The sequence below is a fragment of the Caldalkalibacillus mannanilyticus JCM 10596 genome (assembly GCF_000615945.1).
Classification (GTDB): domain Bacteria; phylum Bacillota; class Bacilli; order Caldalkalibacillales; family JCM-10596; genus Bacillus_AT; species Bacillus_AT mannanilyticus.
In genome coordinates, this window is sequence record NZ_BAMO01000022.1 from 61,805 (window position 1) to 80,368 (window position 18,564).

An 18,564-nucleotide genomic window follows, 5' to 3' on the forward strand; every position below is an offset into this window, starting at 1 on the left:
CAAGAGCTGGACTTATCAGAAATGTTAAAGATTCAGCCTGCTGAGTCACATGAATATTACCCAGTGACCTCTATGCAAAAGCGATTATTTGTATTAAGTGAGATGAATGGTGGCAATACAAATTATAATATGCCCCATGTTCTTGAGCTTCGGGGAGAAGTTCAGATTGAGAAATTACAACAAGTCTTTCAGCAGATGATAGAGCGACATGAAGCATTTCGCACCTCCTTTTATTGGGAGGGAGATGAACTGGTTCAAAGGGTTCATCCAACCGTATCCTTTACCATTGATACGATTGATCCTTTTAACAAAAACCTGAATGAACTGATAGAGGAATTGATTCATCCCTTTGATCTTTCCATTGCTCCATTACTAAGAGTGAGGATGATACAAAACGAGGCTGACACGTATTATTTATTTATTGACATCCATCATATCGTTTCAGATGGGGTATCTATTCAACTCTTGATTGAAGAATTTATGCATTTATATCACGGGGAAGAGCTTCCTGATCTCCTTATTCAGTACAAGGATTTTGCTGTTTGGCAACAGAACTGGATGAATAGTAATCAGAAGAAAAAACAAGAAGAGTATTGGCTCAAGCAATTTGCAGCTGACATTCCTGTTCTTGAACTTCCTACGGATTATGAACGTCCAGTGATGCAACGTTTTGAGGGAGCTACCTTGGAGTACAACATTCAACCGAGAATCAGCAAGCAGATCATTGAATTATCTGCCAAGATGGGAACGACCTTGTATATGACTTTATTGGCAACCTATACGGTTCTCTTAGCTAAATACAGTGGACAAGATGACCTGATTGTTGGTTCGCCGATCGCAGGAAGAAATCAAGCCAATTTAGATCAAGTAATCGGAATGTTTGTGAATACCCTAGCCATAAGAAATCAGCCTTCTAAAGACTTGTTATTTTCAACGTACTTGATTCAAGTGAAGGAGCGTGTCTTAAAAGCGCTAGAAAATCAAAACTATCCTTTTGAGCTACTTCTAGAGAAATTAGATTTAAGAAGAGAATTAAGTAGAAATCCGTTATTTGATACCATGTTTCTTTTGCAAAATATGAATAAAAACGAGCTTAAAATGGAGCATCTTCACCTGAGTACAGTTTCCTTTGACCATCGAATTAGTAAATTTGATCTCACGGTAGAAGCAGTAGAAGAGCATGGACAGCTATACTTTCAATTTGAGTATAGCACCCATCTATTTAGTAGAGCTACGATAGAAAGAATGGCCAAGCATCTTGAGCGTATTATGGACTTGGTGACACAAAATCCAGAGATTCGTCTAGCCGATATTCAATTGATTGATGAGAAGGAACAACAGCAATTAATCGAAGACGTAAATCCAAGTGTAATAGAGTATCCCAGAGAAAAAAGCATTGTCGAGCTTTTCGAGGAACAGGTGAGAAAATATCCAAATGCTTGTGCTGTCCAATCTAGCGATAGCCAGTTAAGCTATGCTGACCTTCATGAGCGATCCAACGATTTAGCCTATTATTTACAACAGAAAGGGATCGCAAAAGAAGAGCCAATTGCCATTCTTGCAGATCGCTCTCCAGAAACGATTGTTGGTATTTTAGCTATTCTTAAAGCAGGCGGTGCTTATGTTCCTATTGATCCAGCTTATCCTGCTCAGCGTATAGAATATATTCTACAAGACTGCGGCTCCAATCTACTTTTGTACATGAAAAAACATCACGAGCTTTCCTTCCATCATGGTGGAGATTGGATTTGTTTAGACGAATGGATGCCTAGCCAGCTGAACGATAAAGCAGATAGGAATTGGAGAACGGAGCAACAGAAAGGGACTCAGGATGGATTGGGTCAAATAGGTCCAAGAGAAGCGGCCTATATCATGTATACCTCTGGCTCGACTGGACTTCCAAAAGGGGTTATTGTCGAACACCGAAATGTGGTACGCTTGGTCAAAAACACAAATTATATTCAGCTCGATGAAAAAACACGTATTCTACAAACAGGCTCGATGGTCTTTGATGCTTCTACCTTTGAAATATGGGGAGCCCTATTAAATGGAGGACAGCTTCATTTAGTAGAGCAGATGGTCATCTTAGATGGTAAAAAGCTTCAACAGGTTATTGAAGAACAAAAGATTAATGTGATGTGGCTAACCTCACCACTCTTCACTCAATTGGTAGAACAGAATCAAGAGCTGTTTCATGGATTAGACGTATTACTTGTTGGGGGAGATGTTTTATCTGTCCCACACATTAGGCGGATTAAAAACAGCTATCCTCAGCTCAAAATCTTAAATGGATACGGTCCTACAGAAAATACGACCTTTTCAACCTATTATGAGATTGAACACAAGGCCTATACTACGATTCCTATTGGAAAGCCTATTCAACATTCCACAGCTTATGTTGTGGACTCGGAACTAAAGCTTTTACCGATAGGGGTAGCAGGAGAATTATGTGTGGGTGGAGATGGAGTAGCTAGAGGCTACCTTCATCAAGAAAGGTTGACCAAAGAGAAATTTATAGATAGCCCATATAAACAAGGAGAGCGTTGGTATCGAACAGGAGACCTAGCGAGGAGGCTATCTGATGGAACGCTTGAGTATCTGGGAAGAATTGATGAACAAGTCAAGATTCGTGGCTATCGAATCGAACCCAGCGAAATCTCTAGACAAATCCTGCAACATCCAAACGTGAAAGAAGTTGTTGTCCTTGTTCGAGAGGAAATGACTGGAGAGAAAGAACTATGTGCCTATCTTGCAGGAGATAATACGCTCACCTCAGAAAAGATAAGAAAATATGTGGAAGAACGCTTGCCAGACTATATGATTCCTTCTACATTTACATTCTTAGATAAGCTTCCTCTGACCCTTAATGGAAAGGTAGATCGTAATGCGCTGCCTGAACCCGATCGAACGAGTGTAAGGAAGCGTGACTATGCTCCTCCACAAAATCAAATTCAGGAGCTGCTGAGTCAGATCTGGAGTGATGTGCTCGGAGTGAGCGAGGTAGGGATACTGGATAATTTCTTTGAATTAGGCGGAGATTCTATTAAAGCTCTTCAAATTGTTACAAGATTAAACCAAAAACAATATCAGGTTGAAGTGAAGCATTTGTTTGCTCACCCTACAGTAGAAGGACTTGCCCCTTTTATAACAGAATGGCAATCAGAAATTGACCAAGGTGAAGTAACAGGACTGCTTCCTCTCACCCCAATCCAGCATTGGTTTTTTGAACAAAACTTTACCGATCAGCATCATTGGAACCAATCCGTAATGCTGTTTAGTCAGGATGGATTTGATGAAGTAGTTGTTCGAACCGTTTTTCAGACGTTAATCGAGCATCATGACGCCTTGCGTATCGTCTTTTATCAGGAGGACGGGAAATGGTTCCAACGAAATCGAGGGATTGAAGAAGGGGAGCTCTATTCTCTGCAAAAATATGATTTTCGAGAGCTTGGAGGCATAAATTCTGTAGAGGCACAAAAAGAGCAAGTAGAACGGCTCATTGAAGAAAAATCAACGGAAATACAAGGGAGCATAGACCTAGAACAAGGTCCTTTAGTGAAGCTGGGATTATTTCACACGAATACCGGGGATCATTTACTGATCGCCATTCACCATCTTATGATTGACGGGGTATCTTGGCGAATCTTATTTGAGGATTTACGGACAGCCTATCATCAAGTAACGATGGGTCAACAAATTTGTTTACCTGAAAAAACTCATTCCTATCGAACCTGGGCTATTCATCTACAGGAGAAGGCAGCTAAATCGATGCCCCAAGAGGAAATAGAGTATTGGACAGATTTGGCTACACTTCCTGTCAAACCACTTCCAATCCAACCGATGCATGAGCAGAAAAAGATGAAAACGATCGATCAGATTTCGATACGTTTAGAAAGAAATTGGACAGAGGCTTTAATCAATCGTGTGCATCACGCATATCGCACAGAAATCAATGATCTCCTGCTCACTGCTCTAGGACTGACCATCACAGAATGGACAAAGCAGCACTATGTGGGGCTATACCTTGAGGGGCACGGAAGAGAAGAAATCATCGAAGGCATAAATGTATCCAGAACAGTAGGCTGGTTTACTTCAATCTATCCTGTTGTGCTTTCCATTGAATCAGAAGCAGCATTAGCACAACTGATTAAGAAGACCAAGGAAAGCTTACGAAAAATACCAAACAAAGGGATTGGATATGGGATTTTAAACTATTTAGCTGATGAGCAGAAAACACATGATGTTGGATCATCCCTATCTCCTCAGATCACTTTTAATTACTTAGGACAATTTGATGAAGAGAAGAACGACACATCTGAGCAGGAAGAAAATCAAGGGAGCTTTAGTGGATTTGACACCTCAGCCCTTCGTGGTGGAGAAGGGATCAGCCCAGAAGCAGAAAGAAAACATGTCCTAGATATTACTGGATCGATTACCGAAGGACAACTGACCATGACCTTCTTTTATCATCAAAGTGAGATTACTCAAGAGGTCATGATCAGGCTTGTACAAAGGTATGAGTTCCATCTGCAACAGATTATTGAGCATTGTCTGGAGCAAGAGGATTCGGTGTTAACACCAAGTGATTTGGGGAATCATGATTTATCCATTGAAGAATTGGATGATCTACTTGATGATATAGAGAGAATGGAGTTGGAATAGAAAGTAAGGAATAGAAATAGAAAAGGAGGGTGAAACCGGTGGCTAGTAAGGTGGAGATTGAGAAAATATATGGTTTATCTCCGATGCAAGAGGGAATGTTATTTCATTCCCTCTATAATCAAGAATCTAACGCGTACTTTCAGCAATCCGTCTTATCAATCGATGGAAGTATTGATCGACATGCGATTGAACAGAGTGTACAAGCTTTGGTCGATCAATATGATATTTTCCGCACGATCTTTCGCTATCAAAAAGTAAAAAAACCGATTCAAGTTGTTTTAAAGAATCGTAAGGCACAAGTGTTTTTTGAAGATATTTCAATGCTGGAAGAGAAAAGTCAGCGTGAAGCTTTAGAAGCTCTTTGTAACCAAGATCGAGAAAAAGGGTTTGACTTGAGTAAGGATCTGCTCATGCGTGTGACTCTTGTAAAAATCAACGAAGAAACAACTAAGCTCATTTGGAGCTTTCATCATATTTTGATGGATGGTTGGTGTCTGGGTCTTATTATTCATCATTTTTTTGATTTGTATCAGAGCTATAAAAACGGCACTATTCCAGATAAAATGAATATTCCGCCGTATCATAGATATATTGAATGGCTGGAAAAACAAAATCAACATGAAGCGCTGGACTATTGGCAGAATATATTAGAGGGCTATGATGCATTAGCGACAATACCAAGTAACCAAACCAAGACTGATGAACAAGGAATATATCAAAAAGGTGAGCATGCTTTCTTATTGGATCAACAAACAACGAAGCAATTGGTCGATCTTTCTCATACATATCAAGTCACAGTCAATTCTGTTTTCCAAGCGATTTGGGGAATCTTACTTCAGCGATATAACAATACGAACGATGTTGTGTTTGGTGCGGTTGTTTCAGGACGCCCCGCCCAAGTGAAGGAAGTAGAAAGGATTGTTGGTTTATTTATTAATACAATCCCAGTTCGTGTAAGCTACGAAGCGAAAACACGTTTTTCTGAATTAATCCAAGCTGTTCAACAAGCTGGACTTGAAGCTGAACGATATAGTTATGTTCCATTGTATGACATCCAAGCAAAGCATCCATTGAAACAAGGGTTACTAGATCATATTATAGGTTTTCAGAATTATCCTGTTCACCAAAAGGTACAACTGGATAGTCAAGATGCTATCGACTTTGAAGTGACAGATATGGAGGTATTTGAACAAACAAACTATGATTTTAATTTGCAGGTGATACAAGAAGAAACCATCACCATCAAATTGCTCTATAATGCTCATCTTCTATCGAGGGATTTGATCCATAATATTGAGAATCATTTCAACCAGCTTGTTCAGTGCATTTTAGAAGCTCCAGAAAGGGTAGTTGGAGAAATCCCAATCGTATCAGCAGAGGAAGAAAGGCAACTACTAGAAGAACTAAATGGTTTAAATAGTGAAGGAGATCAAAAGCGTCATGAAGCTAAATCAGCGAGTACGTTAACTGAATTATTTGAGCTCCAAGCCGAAAAGACGCCGCATAAAACAGCTCTGGTTTTTAAAGACCAAAGCATGACCTATACAGAATTAAATCAAAAAGCGAACCAGCTTGCTCATTATCTTCGTCTAAAAGGTGTGAAACCAGAGATGACGGTAGGACTTATGGTGGAGCGTTCGTTTGAGATGATAATTGGAATTTTAGCTATTTTAAAAGCGGGGGGAGCGTATCTTCCCCTCGCACCAACGCTTCCAGCTGAACGCTTAGAATATATGTTTAAGGATAGTCAAACAACTCTGTTATTGACTCAGAAGCATTTTAGTGAACGATTATTCTTTGATGGTGAGATTGTATATCTCGATGAGCCGATATCATATCAGGAAAGTACAGATCCCTTGCCAGTCATCAATCAGCCTGCGGATCTTGCTTATATGATCTATACCTCTGGCTCAACAGGGCAGCCAAAAGGTACATGTATCACTCATGAAAATGTGTATCAGTTCGTTCAAGATTCCAGTTTTATTCAAATCACAGAAGAGGATCGAGTGCTTCAAATTTTGAATTTTATTTTTGATGGTTCTGTCTTTGATATCTTTGGTTCACTCTTACATGGTGCAACCTTGGTTCTTATTGAGGAAGCGATTCTGTTAGATATGAATCAATTAGCAGACGTGATTAAGCGAGAAGAGATTAGTCTGTTTTTAATTACATCAGCCTTATTTAATACACTTGTCGAATATAATCTGAACAGTCTTACAGGGGTACGAAAAATCTTATTTGGAGGAGAAAAAGCCTCTGTCCGCCATGTTTATCGTGCCTTTAAGCATTTAGGACCAGGGAAATTGGTCAATGTTTATGGTCCTACAGAAGCAACAGTAATCAGTACTTCCTATACGATTGAGCAACTCAATGGTCAAGAAAGTTCGATCCCTATAGGTCAACCTGTGTCTAGCGCTTGTGCCTACGTGCTCAATCAACAGCTTCAGCTTCAGCCTTTGGTGCAGTCGGTGAATTATGTATAGCGGGAGCAAACGTGGCGAGAGGCTATCACCATCGCCCCGAATTAACCGCAGAGAAATTTATAACCAATCCGTATAACCCAAGTGAACGGCTATATCGAACGGGAGATTTAGTCAGGTGGAACGCTGCTGGGCAATTAGAATATATCGAGAGAGTGGACCAACAGGTGAAAATCAGAGGCTTTCGGATCGAGTTAGGAGAAATCGAAGGGAAACTTATGGAGTATCCTGGAGTTGAGGAAACGGTTATCGTCGTTCGCTCCGAAGAAAGGCGCCAGGATCTTCTTATTGCTTATTATGTGTCAGCAGACAACATTTCTGTCACGGGCTTGCGTGAACATCTCTTAATATCGTTGCCTACTTATATGGTTCCTTCTTATTTTATACGGCTTGAAAAAATACCATTGACTGCGAGTGGGAAGGTAGATCGTCGGGCATTGCCTACCATCGATCAAGTGGGTTATGCATCCACCGATCCCTATATTGCTCCACGAAATGAGCTCGAAGAACAATTAGTCAAGATTTGGCATGAGATTCTAGGTATCGAAGGGATCGGAGTATATGATCACTTCTTTGAAAATGGAGGACATTCCTTAAACGCGACGAGACTTTCAAGTGAGGTGCATAGGCAATTAGGACTTGAGCTTCCAATTCGAGAAATTTTCCAACATCCAACCATTGCACAAATGTCCGTTTATTTGCAACAGGCTAAGCAAAAATCGTTTATTTCGATTCAACCGGCTGAAGAAAAAGAATACTATCCAGTGAGTTCAGCCCAGAAGCGAACCTATTTTATACACCAGTATCAGAAGGTTAAAACGATGTATAACGTTCCTATTGTCATGGTATTGGAAGGAAAGGTCGATATTACTCGACTCGAAAGGACTTTTCATAAGTTAATTGAACGACATGAAGCGCTTCGTACCTCTTTTGCCATGGTTAATGGGGAGCTCGTACAAGAGGTTCACAAGAACATTGAATTTAAGCTGGAGAGAAAAGCGGAACTAGGAATCAATCTAGAACATGATAAGCAGAAAGTTCAGGATCTGATTAAACAATTTATTCGTCCGTTTGATTTGCATGTGGCTCCACTATTAAGAGCTGAGCTTGTGGAATTGTCCGAGAATAAGTATCTATTTCTCTGCGATATGCACCATATTATTTCGGATGGAGTAAGTATGGGAATCTTTATTCAAGAGTTTATCACTCTTTGGCATGGTCAAGAGCTTCCCGTTCTAAAGCTGCAATACAAGGATTTTGCTGTTTGGGAACAGAGCGATCGTTATCAGCAGTACATTCAGGAACAAGAAAACTACTGGATGAAGCAGCTAGAAGGTGTATTACCGGAATTAAATCTCCCTACTGATTTTGAACGAGTAGAAGGGCAGACATTGCAAGGGGAAACTCTCAGCTTTGTGATTGACAAAGCAAGGAGTGAAAAATTAAAAAAAATGGCAGAAGAAACGAAGACAACCTTGTATATGCTGTTGATGGCTAGTTACGATGTTCTCCTCTACAAGTACACCGGAAAACAAGATATTTTAGTTGGTTCTCCTATTTCAGGGCGATCCCATCAAGAAATACAATCTGTGATGGGGATGTTTGTAAATATGCTTCTCATTCGTAATCGAGTAGAGGGCTCTGATACGTTTATGCAATTCTTAGAACAGGTCAAAGAAACTGTGTTTCAAGCCTTTGAACATCAAGATTATCCCTTTGAAAAACTAGTGGAAAAAATAACGATCGATAGAGAAGGGAATAGAAATCCATTGATTGAAACTGTATTTGCCATGCAGAATCTCAATCCTACGGTGAAGAACCTATCTCTATCCGATGATTTGCAGATTTCCATCTATGATTTTGATGCGAATATAGCGAAGTTCGATATTTCCATATACGCCTACGATCAGGAGGACCATATTCAACTAGATGTGCAGTACTGTACAGAGCTGTTTCGAAGCGAAACGATCACGCGTTTGTTAAACAGCTATCTGCAATTAATTGATATCATCCTAGAAGAACCTTATATTAAGTTGAATCAAATAGAAATCGATCGTAAGCTTGTGAAACGAAACAAGAAGATTGAAGAGGACGTCTTTTTTCAATTTTAAAAGGTGGATTTGCTACACATACAATGATCGATGGGGGTGCTTAAAATGATTGACAAATTGTCTCAAAATACAATGCTATCAAGTGAAGCTTTTCAAAAGGAGAAAGAATATTGGTTTAATCAATTTGAGGAAGGTCTAGTTGTTTCTCACTTTCCTAAGGATTTTGCCGAAACCCCGCTCCCTCCTCAATATAAAAGGATCAAAGAAAGGATACCAAAGAACGTAGCTGAAAGGTTACGTTCGATTGTTGGTTCTTCTCCTATTGCTCTCTATATTTTGTTTTTGTCAGGGGTAACCTATCTTCTATCTAAATATAATAGAGAAAAGATCATTACGATTGGTATGCCTGTCATTAAAGGAGAAGAAATAGAAGAGGAACTGATTAACACTCTTTTATTATTAAAAACAGATTTATCTCCTGATGAATCGTATAAAGAGATGCTCCAAGGATTGAAACAGGTGGTTATCGAGGCTGATGAGCATCAAAACTTTCCTATGGGTAAATTGGCAGAATTGTTTCATTTGCCAATTTCTCAGGAAGGAGTACCCATTATAGAAACAATGGTGCTGTCTGATCAGATTCATGATCTAAATCATGTTAGTGAAATTCAGAGCAACCTGATTTTTACCTTACACCAACATGGAGATGAATTCGAAATTGATCTTCAATTCAACTTTCTTTTATATAGAGAGAAAACGGTCAGACAAATTATGAATCATCTGCTGTGCTTCTATGAGCAGGTTTGGTACAATCCAGATTTATTGCTCTCTCAAATAAGCATTGTGACAGAAGCGGAGCGCCAAAAAATAATGACAGAGTTTAATCAGGTGACCTTACCCGCTTATAGGCAGCTAACGATTCATGAGATGTTTACTGCACAAGCGGCGAAAACTCCTGATCGCATAGCTCTTGCCTATGGAAAACAAGAATTAACCTATCAAGAATTAGATGAGTATTCTAACTTATTAGCCCATCGTTTAAGAGAAAGGGGCATACAGCCTGATCAAATTATTGGCTTGATGGTGGAACGATCAGTAGAAATGGTCATAGGGATCTTGGCGATTTTAAAAGCAGGGGGAGCTTATTTACCGATTGATCCTACTCTTCCAAAGGATCGAGTCCAATTTATGGTAGAGGACAGTCAGATTTTATTGCTCTTAACAAATAATGAAGAGCTTGTCATGGATCTAGTCACTGTAGAGAAGGAATTGTTCCAGCTTGATGAGTTGAAAACAGGAAATACTTCAGCTCTTTCTCCATCTGCTCAAATGGATCATGTCGCTTATGTGATTTATACTTCGGGTTCTACAGGAACTCCCAAGGGAGTGTTAGTTGAGCACAAAAATGTTGTACAGCTTTTCCACCATGAGGAACATTGGTTTGATTTTAAGGAAGAGGATGTCTGGACTCTCTTTCATTCGTACTGCTTCGATTTTTCGGTATGGGAGATGTATGGGGCTTTGCTGCATGGTGGAAAGCTGGTGATCGTACCACAGCAAGCCACAAAAAATCTAAAAGAATACCTTTCTCTTCTAGAGGAGGAGAAAGTAAGTATCGCCAATCTAACTCCTACGGCTTTCTATCAATTAAGTCGCTTAGAGCAAGCAGTATATACGCAGCCTTCTCTTGCCATTCGCAAGGTGTTATTAGGAGGGGAGGCATTAACAACAAGTCAGCTTCAGACATGGCATGCAAGATATCCTGAAGTGGAATTGATTAATCTATATGGTCCAAGTGAAACGACCGTCTATGTCACTCATAAAAAAATAGAAGAGGAGGACCTAGAACTTCATTCAAGTGATATAGGAAAGCCTCTTCGAACATCAAAAATCTTTATTGTAGATGAGCATCAAAATCTGCTTCCTGTTGGAGTGTGTGGTGAAATCTATGTGGGGGGACATGGAGTAGCCAGGGGCTACTTACATCGCTCAGAGCTATCTGAAGAGAGATTTATTCAGCATTCTTTATATAAGGAAACAAAATTATATCGCACAGGTGATCTTGCCCGTTGGCATGCCAATGGAAGCATTGAATATCTTGGACGAAGTGATGATCAAGTCAAAATTAGAGGCTATCGAATAGAATTAGGGGAAATTGAAGCTCAATTGCTTAAGTGTGAAGGGGTTCATGAAGCCATTGTACAGATTCAGAAGGATCAAGAGGAAAATCCAATGATTTGTGCTTATTTCACCTCGGATGAAACGTTGCTTATTTCTGAATTGCGTGAGGCATTATCGGACGAACTACCTAACTATATGATTCCTAATCGTTTTGTAAGAATCGACGAAATTCCCCTTACAACGAGTGGTAAGATAGATCGTACACTTCTTGCCCATTTAAAATCTAGTATTATTCAAGCTGAGTATGTAGCCCCGCGAAATGAAATTGAAGAAACTTTGGTACGAGTATGGCAAGAAGTTTTGAAAGTCGAGCAAATCGGGGTTCTTGATAATTTCTTTGATTTAGGTGGACATTCCATCATGGCTTTACAGCTTGAAGAAGCGATGGAGAAGGCTGGACTGCCAGTTGAGAATTTGGATGTTTTTCAATTTCCCACAATTGAAGAGCTAGCAGAATTCTATTCTTCTAGAGTTTCTGAAGAAATGACAATCATATAAAACCTTCCTAAGGAGTAAGAGAGGCTGATTCTATTGACTAAAAAAATCCTGCCTGTGGTTGATCCTCCCATCCATGGCTTTCTTTACTGGGGTTTTACCCTAAGTATTACGATGAAGAACGAAAAGTCACATCCCTGGTTCTATACCAATTTTATTCAATTACATTGTAATAGAGATTTCTTAGAAAAGAAAAAGAAGCTACGATTCGATTTCTATCTAGGACGTTACGAATATCGGTATAACAATCCATTTTTGATCACTCAAATGCTCAGCCCAGAGCTATTTCCTGATTTAAAGGGTGATAGGATGATCGATTTTTTCATTCATGCGATTGATCAAGGGTATTATCCTGTTCCTTTTGTTGACGAACATTATCTGTCCCAAAGCCCCTCGTATAAAAACCGTCATCTTCCACACCATGTTATGCTTTGTGGTTATGATCTTGAACGAGAACTGTTTATAAAAAAGGGCTTTGATCGAAAGGGATTGTTTGGCAAACAAGAAACAACATTCACAGAAATTAAATCAGCTTATGATCATATGCTAGAGGAATTAGAAGCTGATGAGAAGAATGAATTCCATCCTGATCATCAACGCAGCTTCTTATTTAAGTATAATGAGCAGTACTCCTATGATTTCTCAATAGATCAGGTGCAGCAACAAATCGAAGATACTTAGAAGCTAAAACCACAGTTGATACCTTGCATCAAGACCTTAAAAACGAAGCCTTTGGGGTAGAGGTATATGATTATTTAGTGCTCTATATGGAAGCTCTTGTTGGGAATCATCCAGACCTCATCGATCACAATATCGTTCGACACTTGCACATCTTATGGGAGCATAAAAAAGCTCTTCATGATCGACTTTTATACTTAATGAAAAACGAGTATATGGAGCATAATGAAGCCATTCTTGAAATAAGCAGCCAAAATATACAAAAGGCTGTCTACATGAGGAATTATGTGTTAAAAAGATTAAATTCGGTGTTTGTGAGCACGAAAAAGCTTCAGGCTGATTTGATCAAAATGAAAGAGATACTTGAAGAAATAAAAAATGCTGAAATCGAAATGCTTCAGCGAGTGCTTGAGGAGCTAGATAAGAGCAAATTGAAACAGAAATCGATTTTAACATGATAGTTTTAAAGCTCCAAATTATAATTGTTTAGGGGGACCGTCAGGAAAATGTGAGTTAAAATTTAAGTTCATTTTCCTGACGACTACTATTCTCCATCACAAATGATAATTTAAACTTTAAGAAGTTTGTCTAAGCCAACGATGGAGTTAGCACAAATAAAATATGATTTGTATCATTACTTTTGTTTAGAAAACGGTGTTTTATTTGTGGTGGAATACGCACAACATCTCCTTCATTTAGAAAATATTCTTTTCCCTCTAGTTCAACATATGCGTTCCCCCTCATTATAACGGCTATTTCTTCTTTGTTTTTCGTGTAAGTAATACTTTTTTTGTTGTAGTGGAATTTGCTTTTAATTCCATCATTAAAATCTCAATATTTGCTTTCATAAAATCTGGTGTCAATATCTCATGAACTATATGATCACTATTCTCACGAAACACTTTCTTTCGATCCTGTTTTCTTAAAATAAGGGAATCTGTGTTAATTTCATTAATGAAGAGGGAAAATAGGGGCACTTGTAAGGCTTTCGCAATTAATTCTAAAACACTTAGCGAGGGGTTTGCTTGCCCTCTTTCTATTTGGCTAATAAGGGAAGTACTGATCCCTGCATGTTCTGCAAACTCTCGAATGGTCATCCTATTTTTTTGACGATAACGTAATACAGTTTGCCCTAGGAGATGATGGTTCATAGGAATCAACCTTTCTACCATAATGTATGTTTTCCTTCTTTTGTGCTGATATTGTAAACAAGGTCAATTATTCCTTGATTCACTTTCAAGAACATTTTACTTTTTGTACATTATAATCTATTTTCATTATTATGATAAACAACTTTAGGAGGAAGACACATTATGATAGATTTGCGCAGTGATACAGTGACAATTCCAAGTGAAAAGATGAGAAAAGCGATGTATGAAGCGGAAGTGGGAGATGACGTTTATGGGGAAGATCCAACCGTAAACAAGCTCGAAGAAATTGCAGCAAACATCCTTGGAAAGGAAGCAGCCTTATTTGTAACAAGTGGCACACAAGGAAATCAAATAGCCGGATTAGTACATTGCAAGACGGGGCAAGAAGTAATTATGGAAGCCCAAGCACACTTGTTTCTTTACGAGGCTGCAGCATTATCTGCATTTGCTGGAGTACAAATTAGAACCTTAACTGGTGAACGTGGCGCCATGAAACCAAGTGATGTAGAGGCAGCCATCAGGGGTGATGATATTCACGAACCGGAAACGGGTCTTATTTGCATAGAAAACACTCACAACAAAGCAGGTGGAGCCGTAATTCCACTGGAAAATATGAAAGAAATCTACCAAATAGCTAAAAGGTATGGTATACCTGTTCACTTAGATGGTGCGAGATTATTCAATGCTTCTGTAGCATCTCAAGTCCCAGTGCAAGAATTTGCAAAATATACAGATTCTGTTCAGTTTTGCTTATCTAAAGGTTTGGGAGCACCTGTAGGTTCAATCATTGCAGGCTCCTCTGATTTTATTTTGAAAGCTCGAAAGTGGCGTAAACGCTTAGGCGGAGGACTTAGACAAGCTGGAGTTCTAGCTGCCCCTGGTATTATTGCGCTAGAAGAAAATGTGAATCTTCTTGAGGTAGATCACGAAAACGCAAAGCAACTGGCAGAAGGACTTCAGAATATAGAAGGGGTAGTGATTGAAAATAAAGTAGAAACAAATATTATTTTAGTCAACATCACTAAATCAAAGATAACGCCAGAAACGTTCTTGCTTCAATTAAAAGAACATGACATATTAGCAGGTACATTTGGTCCTAATACTATTAGATTTGTTACAAACAACAGCATTTCTAAAATAAGCATTGATAAAGTATTACTAGCTAGTCGCAAGATACTGAGTTCGTGAATGATAGCGTGTAGCTTTTGAAATATCTATCTAGCATAAGAACTACCTTCACTTCAAGTGATGTATACTCATCACTGATTGAAGGAGAGAGTCCGATGAATGGAAGAACAAAAGAAAAGGGGGGACGATTTGGATAAACACGCAACCACACTAGTAATTTCAAACTTGCTAATGGAAATCATTGAACAATACACTCCATTTCAATGGATGCAAACAATAGAGTCATTTCCACATCCGTATAAAGTAGATAAGAACAGCTATGATTATTCAGGTGAAGTAAAACCTATGACCAAAGAAGAATTTCAAGAGATTATTTCTAGCTTAGGTAAAGCAGAATGGTATTCATCCAAGTTAGAGGAGTTATTGAGTTCTGTATACATCAATCAATGGACTGCTACCTACATCTCTAATCATGGTAAGCATTGGGTCAATTTTATGGATTTATTGCAAGATAAATTTAATGAATGGAAATACGAACACTTCCAGCTATATGATGAAGATGGAAACGAAATAAACGAAAGTTTGGAAGAGGAACTTGATCAAAGTCTATATGAGTTTATTGAAAATACGTCACATGAAATATATGCCAAGAAAATTTTAAAGAAATGGGGGTGAGATAAATGACTCAGACGAATGGTTCCCCCTTCATCTTGAGAACCTCCACCTCCTTGATTTACCTTAGCGGACAGATAATCTTATCTTAACGCGGATATTTAGAAGAGGAGGGTTTTTATGGCCATTAGAGCTTAACTTACCAACTGACATTTAGCCGTGCTTTTTAGCATGGCTATGTTTCTGGTCAACTACTTTACCGCATGATTGTCGAGAAGCCCTTTATGACAAATAGATGAGTTAAGTTCGGAATTATGGCATAATAAAGTAAAGGTATCAATTATATGTTGGAGTTGAAAAAGATGTTTGAACAAATTGACGAAATGAAAAAAAGATTGGATCATCTAAGGCCGATCCCTAAACATACTTTAAAGAGCATAAGAGAACATTTGCTTTTGGATTGGACCTATAATTCAAATGCCATAGAAGGAAATACATTAACGTTATCAGAAACGAAAGTGGCACTCGAAGGGGTAACAATTGGCGGAAAAACATTACGAGAACATCTAGAAGTCATTAACCATAAAGAAGCGATACTCTATGTAGAGGATATCGTGCGAAAAAAAGAATCTTTTTCAGAAAGACAAATTAAGAATATTCATCGACTTATATTAAAAGGAATTGATGATGAAAATGCGGGGGCATACCGAAAAGAAAACGTTGTGATCAGCGGAGCACAACATATACCACCAGATGCGTTACAAGTTACCATTCAAATGGAAAAGCTGGTATCCATGTACGAAAACGAATGGCAATCTTTACATCCAGTTGATAGAGCAGCATACCTACATATTATTTTTGTGAAAATACATCCATTCATTGATGGGAATGGGAGAACAGCAAGGCTGTTGTTAAATCTGGAGTTAATGAAGAATGGTTATCCACCCATCATAATTGAAAAGAAAAGAAGAGTGGAATACTATGAATCCCTTGATAAGGCCCATACAACAGAAGATACGGACGATTTTAGGCAATTGGTACTTGATGCTTTGAACAAAACGTTTGAATTGTATTTTAAAGTGTTGAAATAGATGAGGGTATTAGGTCTAGCTTTATTTGGCAATTACTTGAACCTCCATTGTGAAGGAAGAAGCCATATATCAATTCGCATATCTCTTCCATTAATATCCTAAACGTGTTAATGTAGTAAATGATGATATTTTAAGGGAGAGAGTTCATGGACAATAATATAGCTATAAAATTGCAAAATGTTACAAAAAAAGTTGGTCACAAAGTGATCATTGATCAGCTATCTTTTGATGTTCCTAAGGGAGAAGTATTTGGTTTCTTGGGTCCGAATGGAGCTGGAAAAACAACAACCATCAGGATGATCGTTGGGCTGATATCTATGTCTTCAGGAAAGATCTATATTAATGGGGAAGATGTAGCTAAAAGCTTTGAAAAAGCAATTTCACATGTTGGAGCCATCGTTGAAAACCCTGAGATGTATGGTTATCTCACAGGATGTCAAAATTTACTGCATTATTCACGGATGCATCCTAATATTTCAAAAGAAAGGATTCAAGAAGTGATAAAGCTAGTAGGTCTTGAACAACGAATTCATGAAAAAGTAAAAAAATACTCTCTAGGAATGCGACAGCGTTTGGGAGTTGCACAAGCGATTCTACATAAACCGGCTGTGCTGATATTAGACGAACCGACCAATGGGTTAGATCCTTCCGGTATTCGTGAATTGCGTGATTATCTAAGAAGTTTATCTGAAAACGAAGGGACTGCCGTTGTCGTTTCAAGTCATCTGTTATCTGAGATGGAGTTAATGTGTGATCGGGTTGCTATTATCCAAAGTGGGAAGCTGGTAGATATACAGATTTTAAAAGGATTAACAAATAAGGTAGACCCTACTCTTTCTATAGCTCTGGAAGTTGATGATGTAACCAAGGCACTAGAAGTGCTGAATGAGCGAAAAATAGAAATCATAGATAAAGAGGGAAATACCTTGCATTTTGTTTTGCAAAAAAACTTGATTCCTGATTTGAACAAAACGCTAGTTCAGAAGAATGTTGGCGTCTTTGAGATTAGTACCGCGACAAAATCATTGGAAGACAAATTTATGGAAATCACTAGAGGTGAACAAATTGTCTAATTTCTTTAAACTCGTCGCAAATGAGAATATGAAAATCTATCGCAGACCTAGAACATGGTGTTTAATCTTCATCACAATTTTGATTACAATTACTTATGGAATCATCATAAACTACAATTCAAATAAAGAAATGAATTGGGAAGTAGAGATCGCTCAGCAAATTGAAATCAATAAACATTACCTAGAAGATGATAGCTGGAAGGGTGGTTTAGAAAAGCAATTTGAAAGGGAAATTATCTTAGCCCAGTATGCATTAGATCATCAGAATTACGCAAATTATGAAAGATCTCTATGGACTGGTGTCAAAGAAAGTGAATGGATTCTTTTCTTTGTTATACTCTTTACCATTCTCATTGCAGCAGGTATTGTAGCAGAGGAGTTTACAAAAGGAACTATAAAGCTTTTACTTATTCGTCCTGTTAGTAGGTTTAAAATATTATTATCTAAATACGTGTCTACCTTCTTATTTGCAGGGATTCTGTTAATAGCGGTATTCTTAGTAGCGGTGCTTACAAATAGTTTCTATCACGGATTTGGTGACTTTGGTCATCAGTATCTCTACTTAGATCATCAGATGAATGTAGTAGAAGGAAGTATGTTCTTAAAAACAATCGAAGTTTTTTATGGAACCTAGTCAGTATGATCATGATGGTTACTTTTGCCTTTATGTTGTCCATAGTATTTAGAAGCACTACCTTAGCAGTTAGTTTGTCTTATGTAGCCATATTTATAGGAAAGAATATGACAGACTTTCTTTTGACTAAATATAGCTGGGCAAAATACATCTTATTTGCACATTTTGACCTAACTCAGTATGTGGATAGAATTCCAGTAGCTGAGGGTATGACTCTCCAATTTTCACTGATGATGCTCTTTATCTATTTTCTTCTGTTTAACGTGATTTCTTATCTTGCTTTTGCTAAACGAGATATAGCTGTCTGAGAGTGTATAAGCGTTTAAAA

Annotated in this window: 12 protein-coding genes and 1 pseudogene; 12 read left to right on the forward strand and 1 reads right to left on the reverse strand. The window is 38.3% G+C overall.

Going from position 1 to position 18,564, the window contains the following annotated elements; genetic code table 11:
- The first annotated feature begins 21 nt into the window (after positions 1–21).
- Genes JCM10596_RS30860 through JCM10596_RS12885 form a run of 6 tightly spaced genes read left to right on the forward strand, consistent with a single transcriptional unit; the run spans position 22 to position 13,005 of the window.
- A complete protein-coding gene (locus JCM10596_RS30860) occupies positions 22–4,662 on the forward strand; it encodes a non-ribosomal peptide synthetase (RefSeq protein WP_267879703.1) in 4,641 nt (1,546 codons plus the stop codon).
- 38 nt (positions 4,663–4,700) lie between these two features.
- The gene (locus tag JCM10596_RS25415) at positions 4,701–7,145 is read left to right on the forward strand and encodes a non-ribosomal peptide synthetase (RefSeq protein WP_051541303.1); all 2,445 of its coding nucleotides are present in this window, start codon (positions 4,701–4,703) and stop codon (positions 7,143–7,145) included.
- An 11-nt stretch (positions 7,146–7,156) separates the two neighbouring features.
- Complete coding sequence (locus JCM10596_RS27915; protein ID WP_051541304.1) at positions 7,157–9,253, forward strand: condensation domain-containing protein; 2,097 nt, start codon at positions 7,157–7,159, stop codon at positions 9,251–9,253.
- Between the two features lie 45 nt (positions 9,254–9,298).
- A complete protein-coding gene (locus JCM10596_RS12875; RefSeq protein WP_025027483.1) occupies positions 9,299–11,872 on the forward strand; it encodes a non-ribosomal peptide synthetase in 2,574 nt (857 codons plus the stop codon).
- 33 nt (positions 11,873–11,905) lie between these two features.
- A complete protein-coding gene (locus JCM10596_RS12880; protein WP_025027484.1) occupies positions 11,906–12,550 on the forward strand; it encodes a hypothetical protein in 645 nt (214 codons plus the stop codon).
- A gap of 23 nt (positions 12,551–12,573) precedes the next feature.
- A complete protein-coding gene (locus JCM10596_RS12885) occupies positions 12,574–13,005 on the forward strand; it encodes a hypothetical protein (RefSeq protein WP_025027485.1) in 432 nt (143 codons plus the stop codon).
- Positions 13,006–13,135: 130 nt separating this feature from the next.
- Here JCM10596_RS12885 and JCM10596_RS25420 read toward each other — a convergent pair.
- Positions 13,136–13,765, reverse strand: a pseudogene (locus JCM10596_RS25420) (helix-turn-helix domain-containing protein).
- A gap of 95 nt (positions 13,766–13,860) precedes the next feature.
- On the opposite strand from JCM10596_RS25420, the gene ltaE reads away from it, so the two are divergent.
- The 6 genes from ltaE to JCM10596_RS27920 all read left to right on the forward strand — a co-directional run bounded on the left by ltaE (position 13,861) and on the right by JCM10596_RS27920 (position 18,544).
- On the forward strand, positions 13,861–14,886 hold the full coding sequence (gene ltaE, locus JCM10596_RS12895; protein WP_025027486.1) for a low-specificity L-threonine aldolase: 1,026 nt from the start codon (positions 13,861–13,863) through the stop codon (positions 14,884–14,886).
- Between the two features lie 99 nt (positions 14,887–14,985).
- Entirely contained in the window at positions 14,986–15,501 is a 516-nt protein-coding gene (locus tag JCM10596_RS12900; RefSeq protein ID WP_051541305.1) for a hypothetical protein, read from the forward strand.
- 299 nt (positions 15,502–15,800) lie between these two features.
- Positions 15,801–16,529, forward strand: a complete 729-nt coding sequence (locus JCM10596_RS12905) for a Fic family protein (protein ID WP_025027488.1) — start codon at positions 15,801–15,803, stop codon at positions 16,527–16,529.
- 146 nt (positions 16,530–16,675) lie between these two features.
- Positions 16,676–17,602, forward strand: coding sequence for an ABC transporter ATP-binding protein (locus tag JCM10596_RS12910; RefSeq protein WP_025027489.1), 927 nt, complete (start codon positions 16,676–16,678; stop codon positions 17,600–17,602).
- Positions 17,595–18,236, forward strand: coding sequence for an ABC transporter permease (locus tag JCM10596_RS25425; RefSeq protein WP_051541306.1), 642 nt, complete (start codon positions 17,595–17,597; stop codon positions 18,234–18,236). Before JCM10596_RS12910 ends, JCM10596_RS25425 begins: the two co-directional genes overlap by 8 nt.
- A 5-nt stretch (positions 18,237–18,241) precedes the next feature.
- On the forward strand, positions 18,242–18,544 hold the full coding sequence (locus JCM10596_RS27920; protein ID WP_051541307.1) for a DUF2705 family protein: 303 nt from the start codon (positions 18,242–18,244) through the stop codon (positions 18,542–18,544).
- The last annotated feature ends 20 nt before the right edge of the window (positions 18,545–18,564 follow it).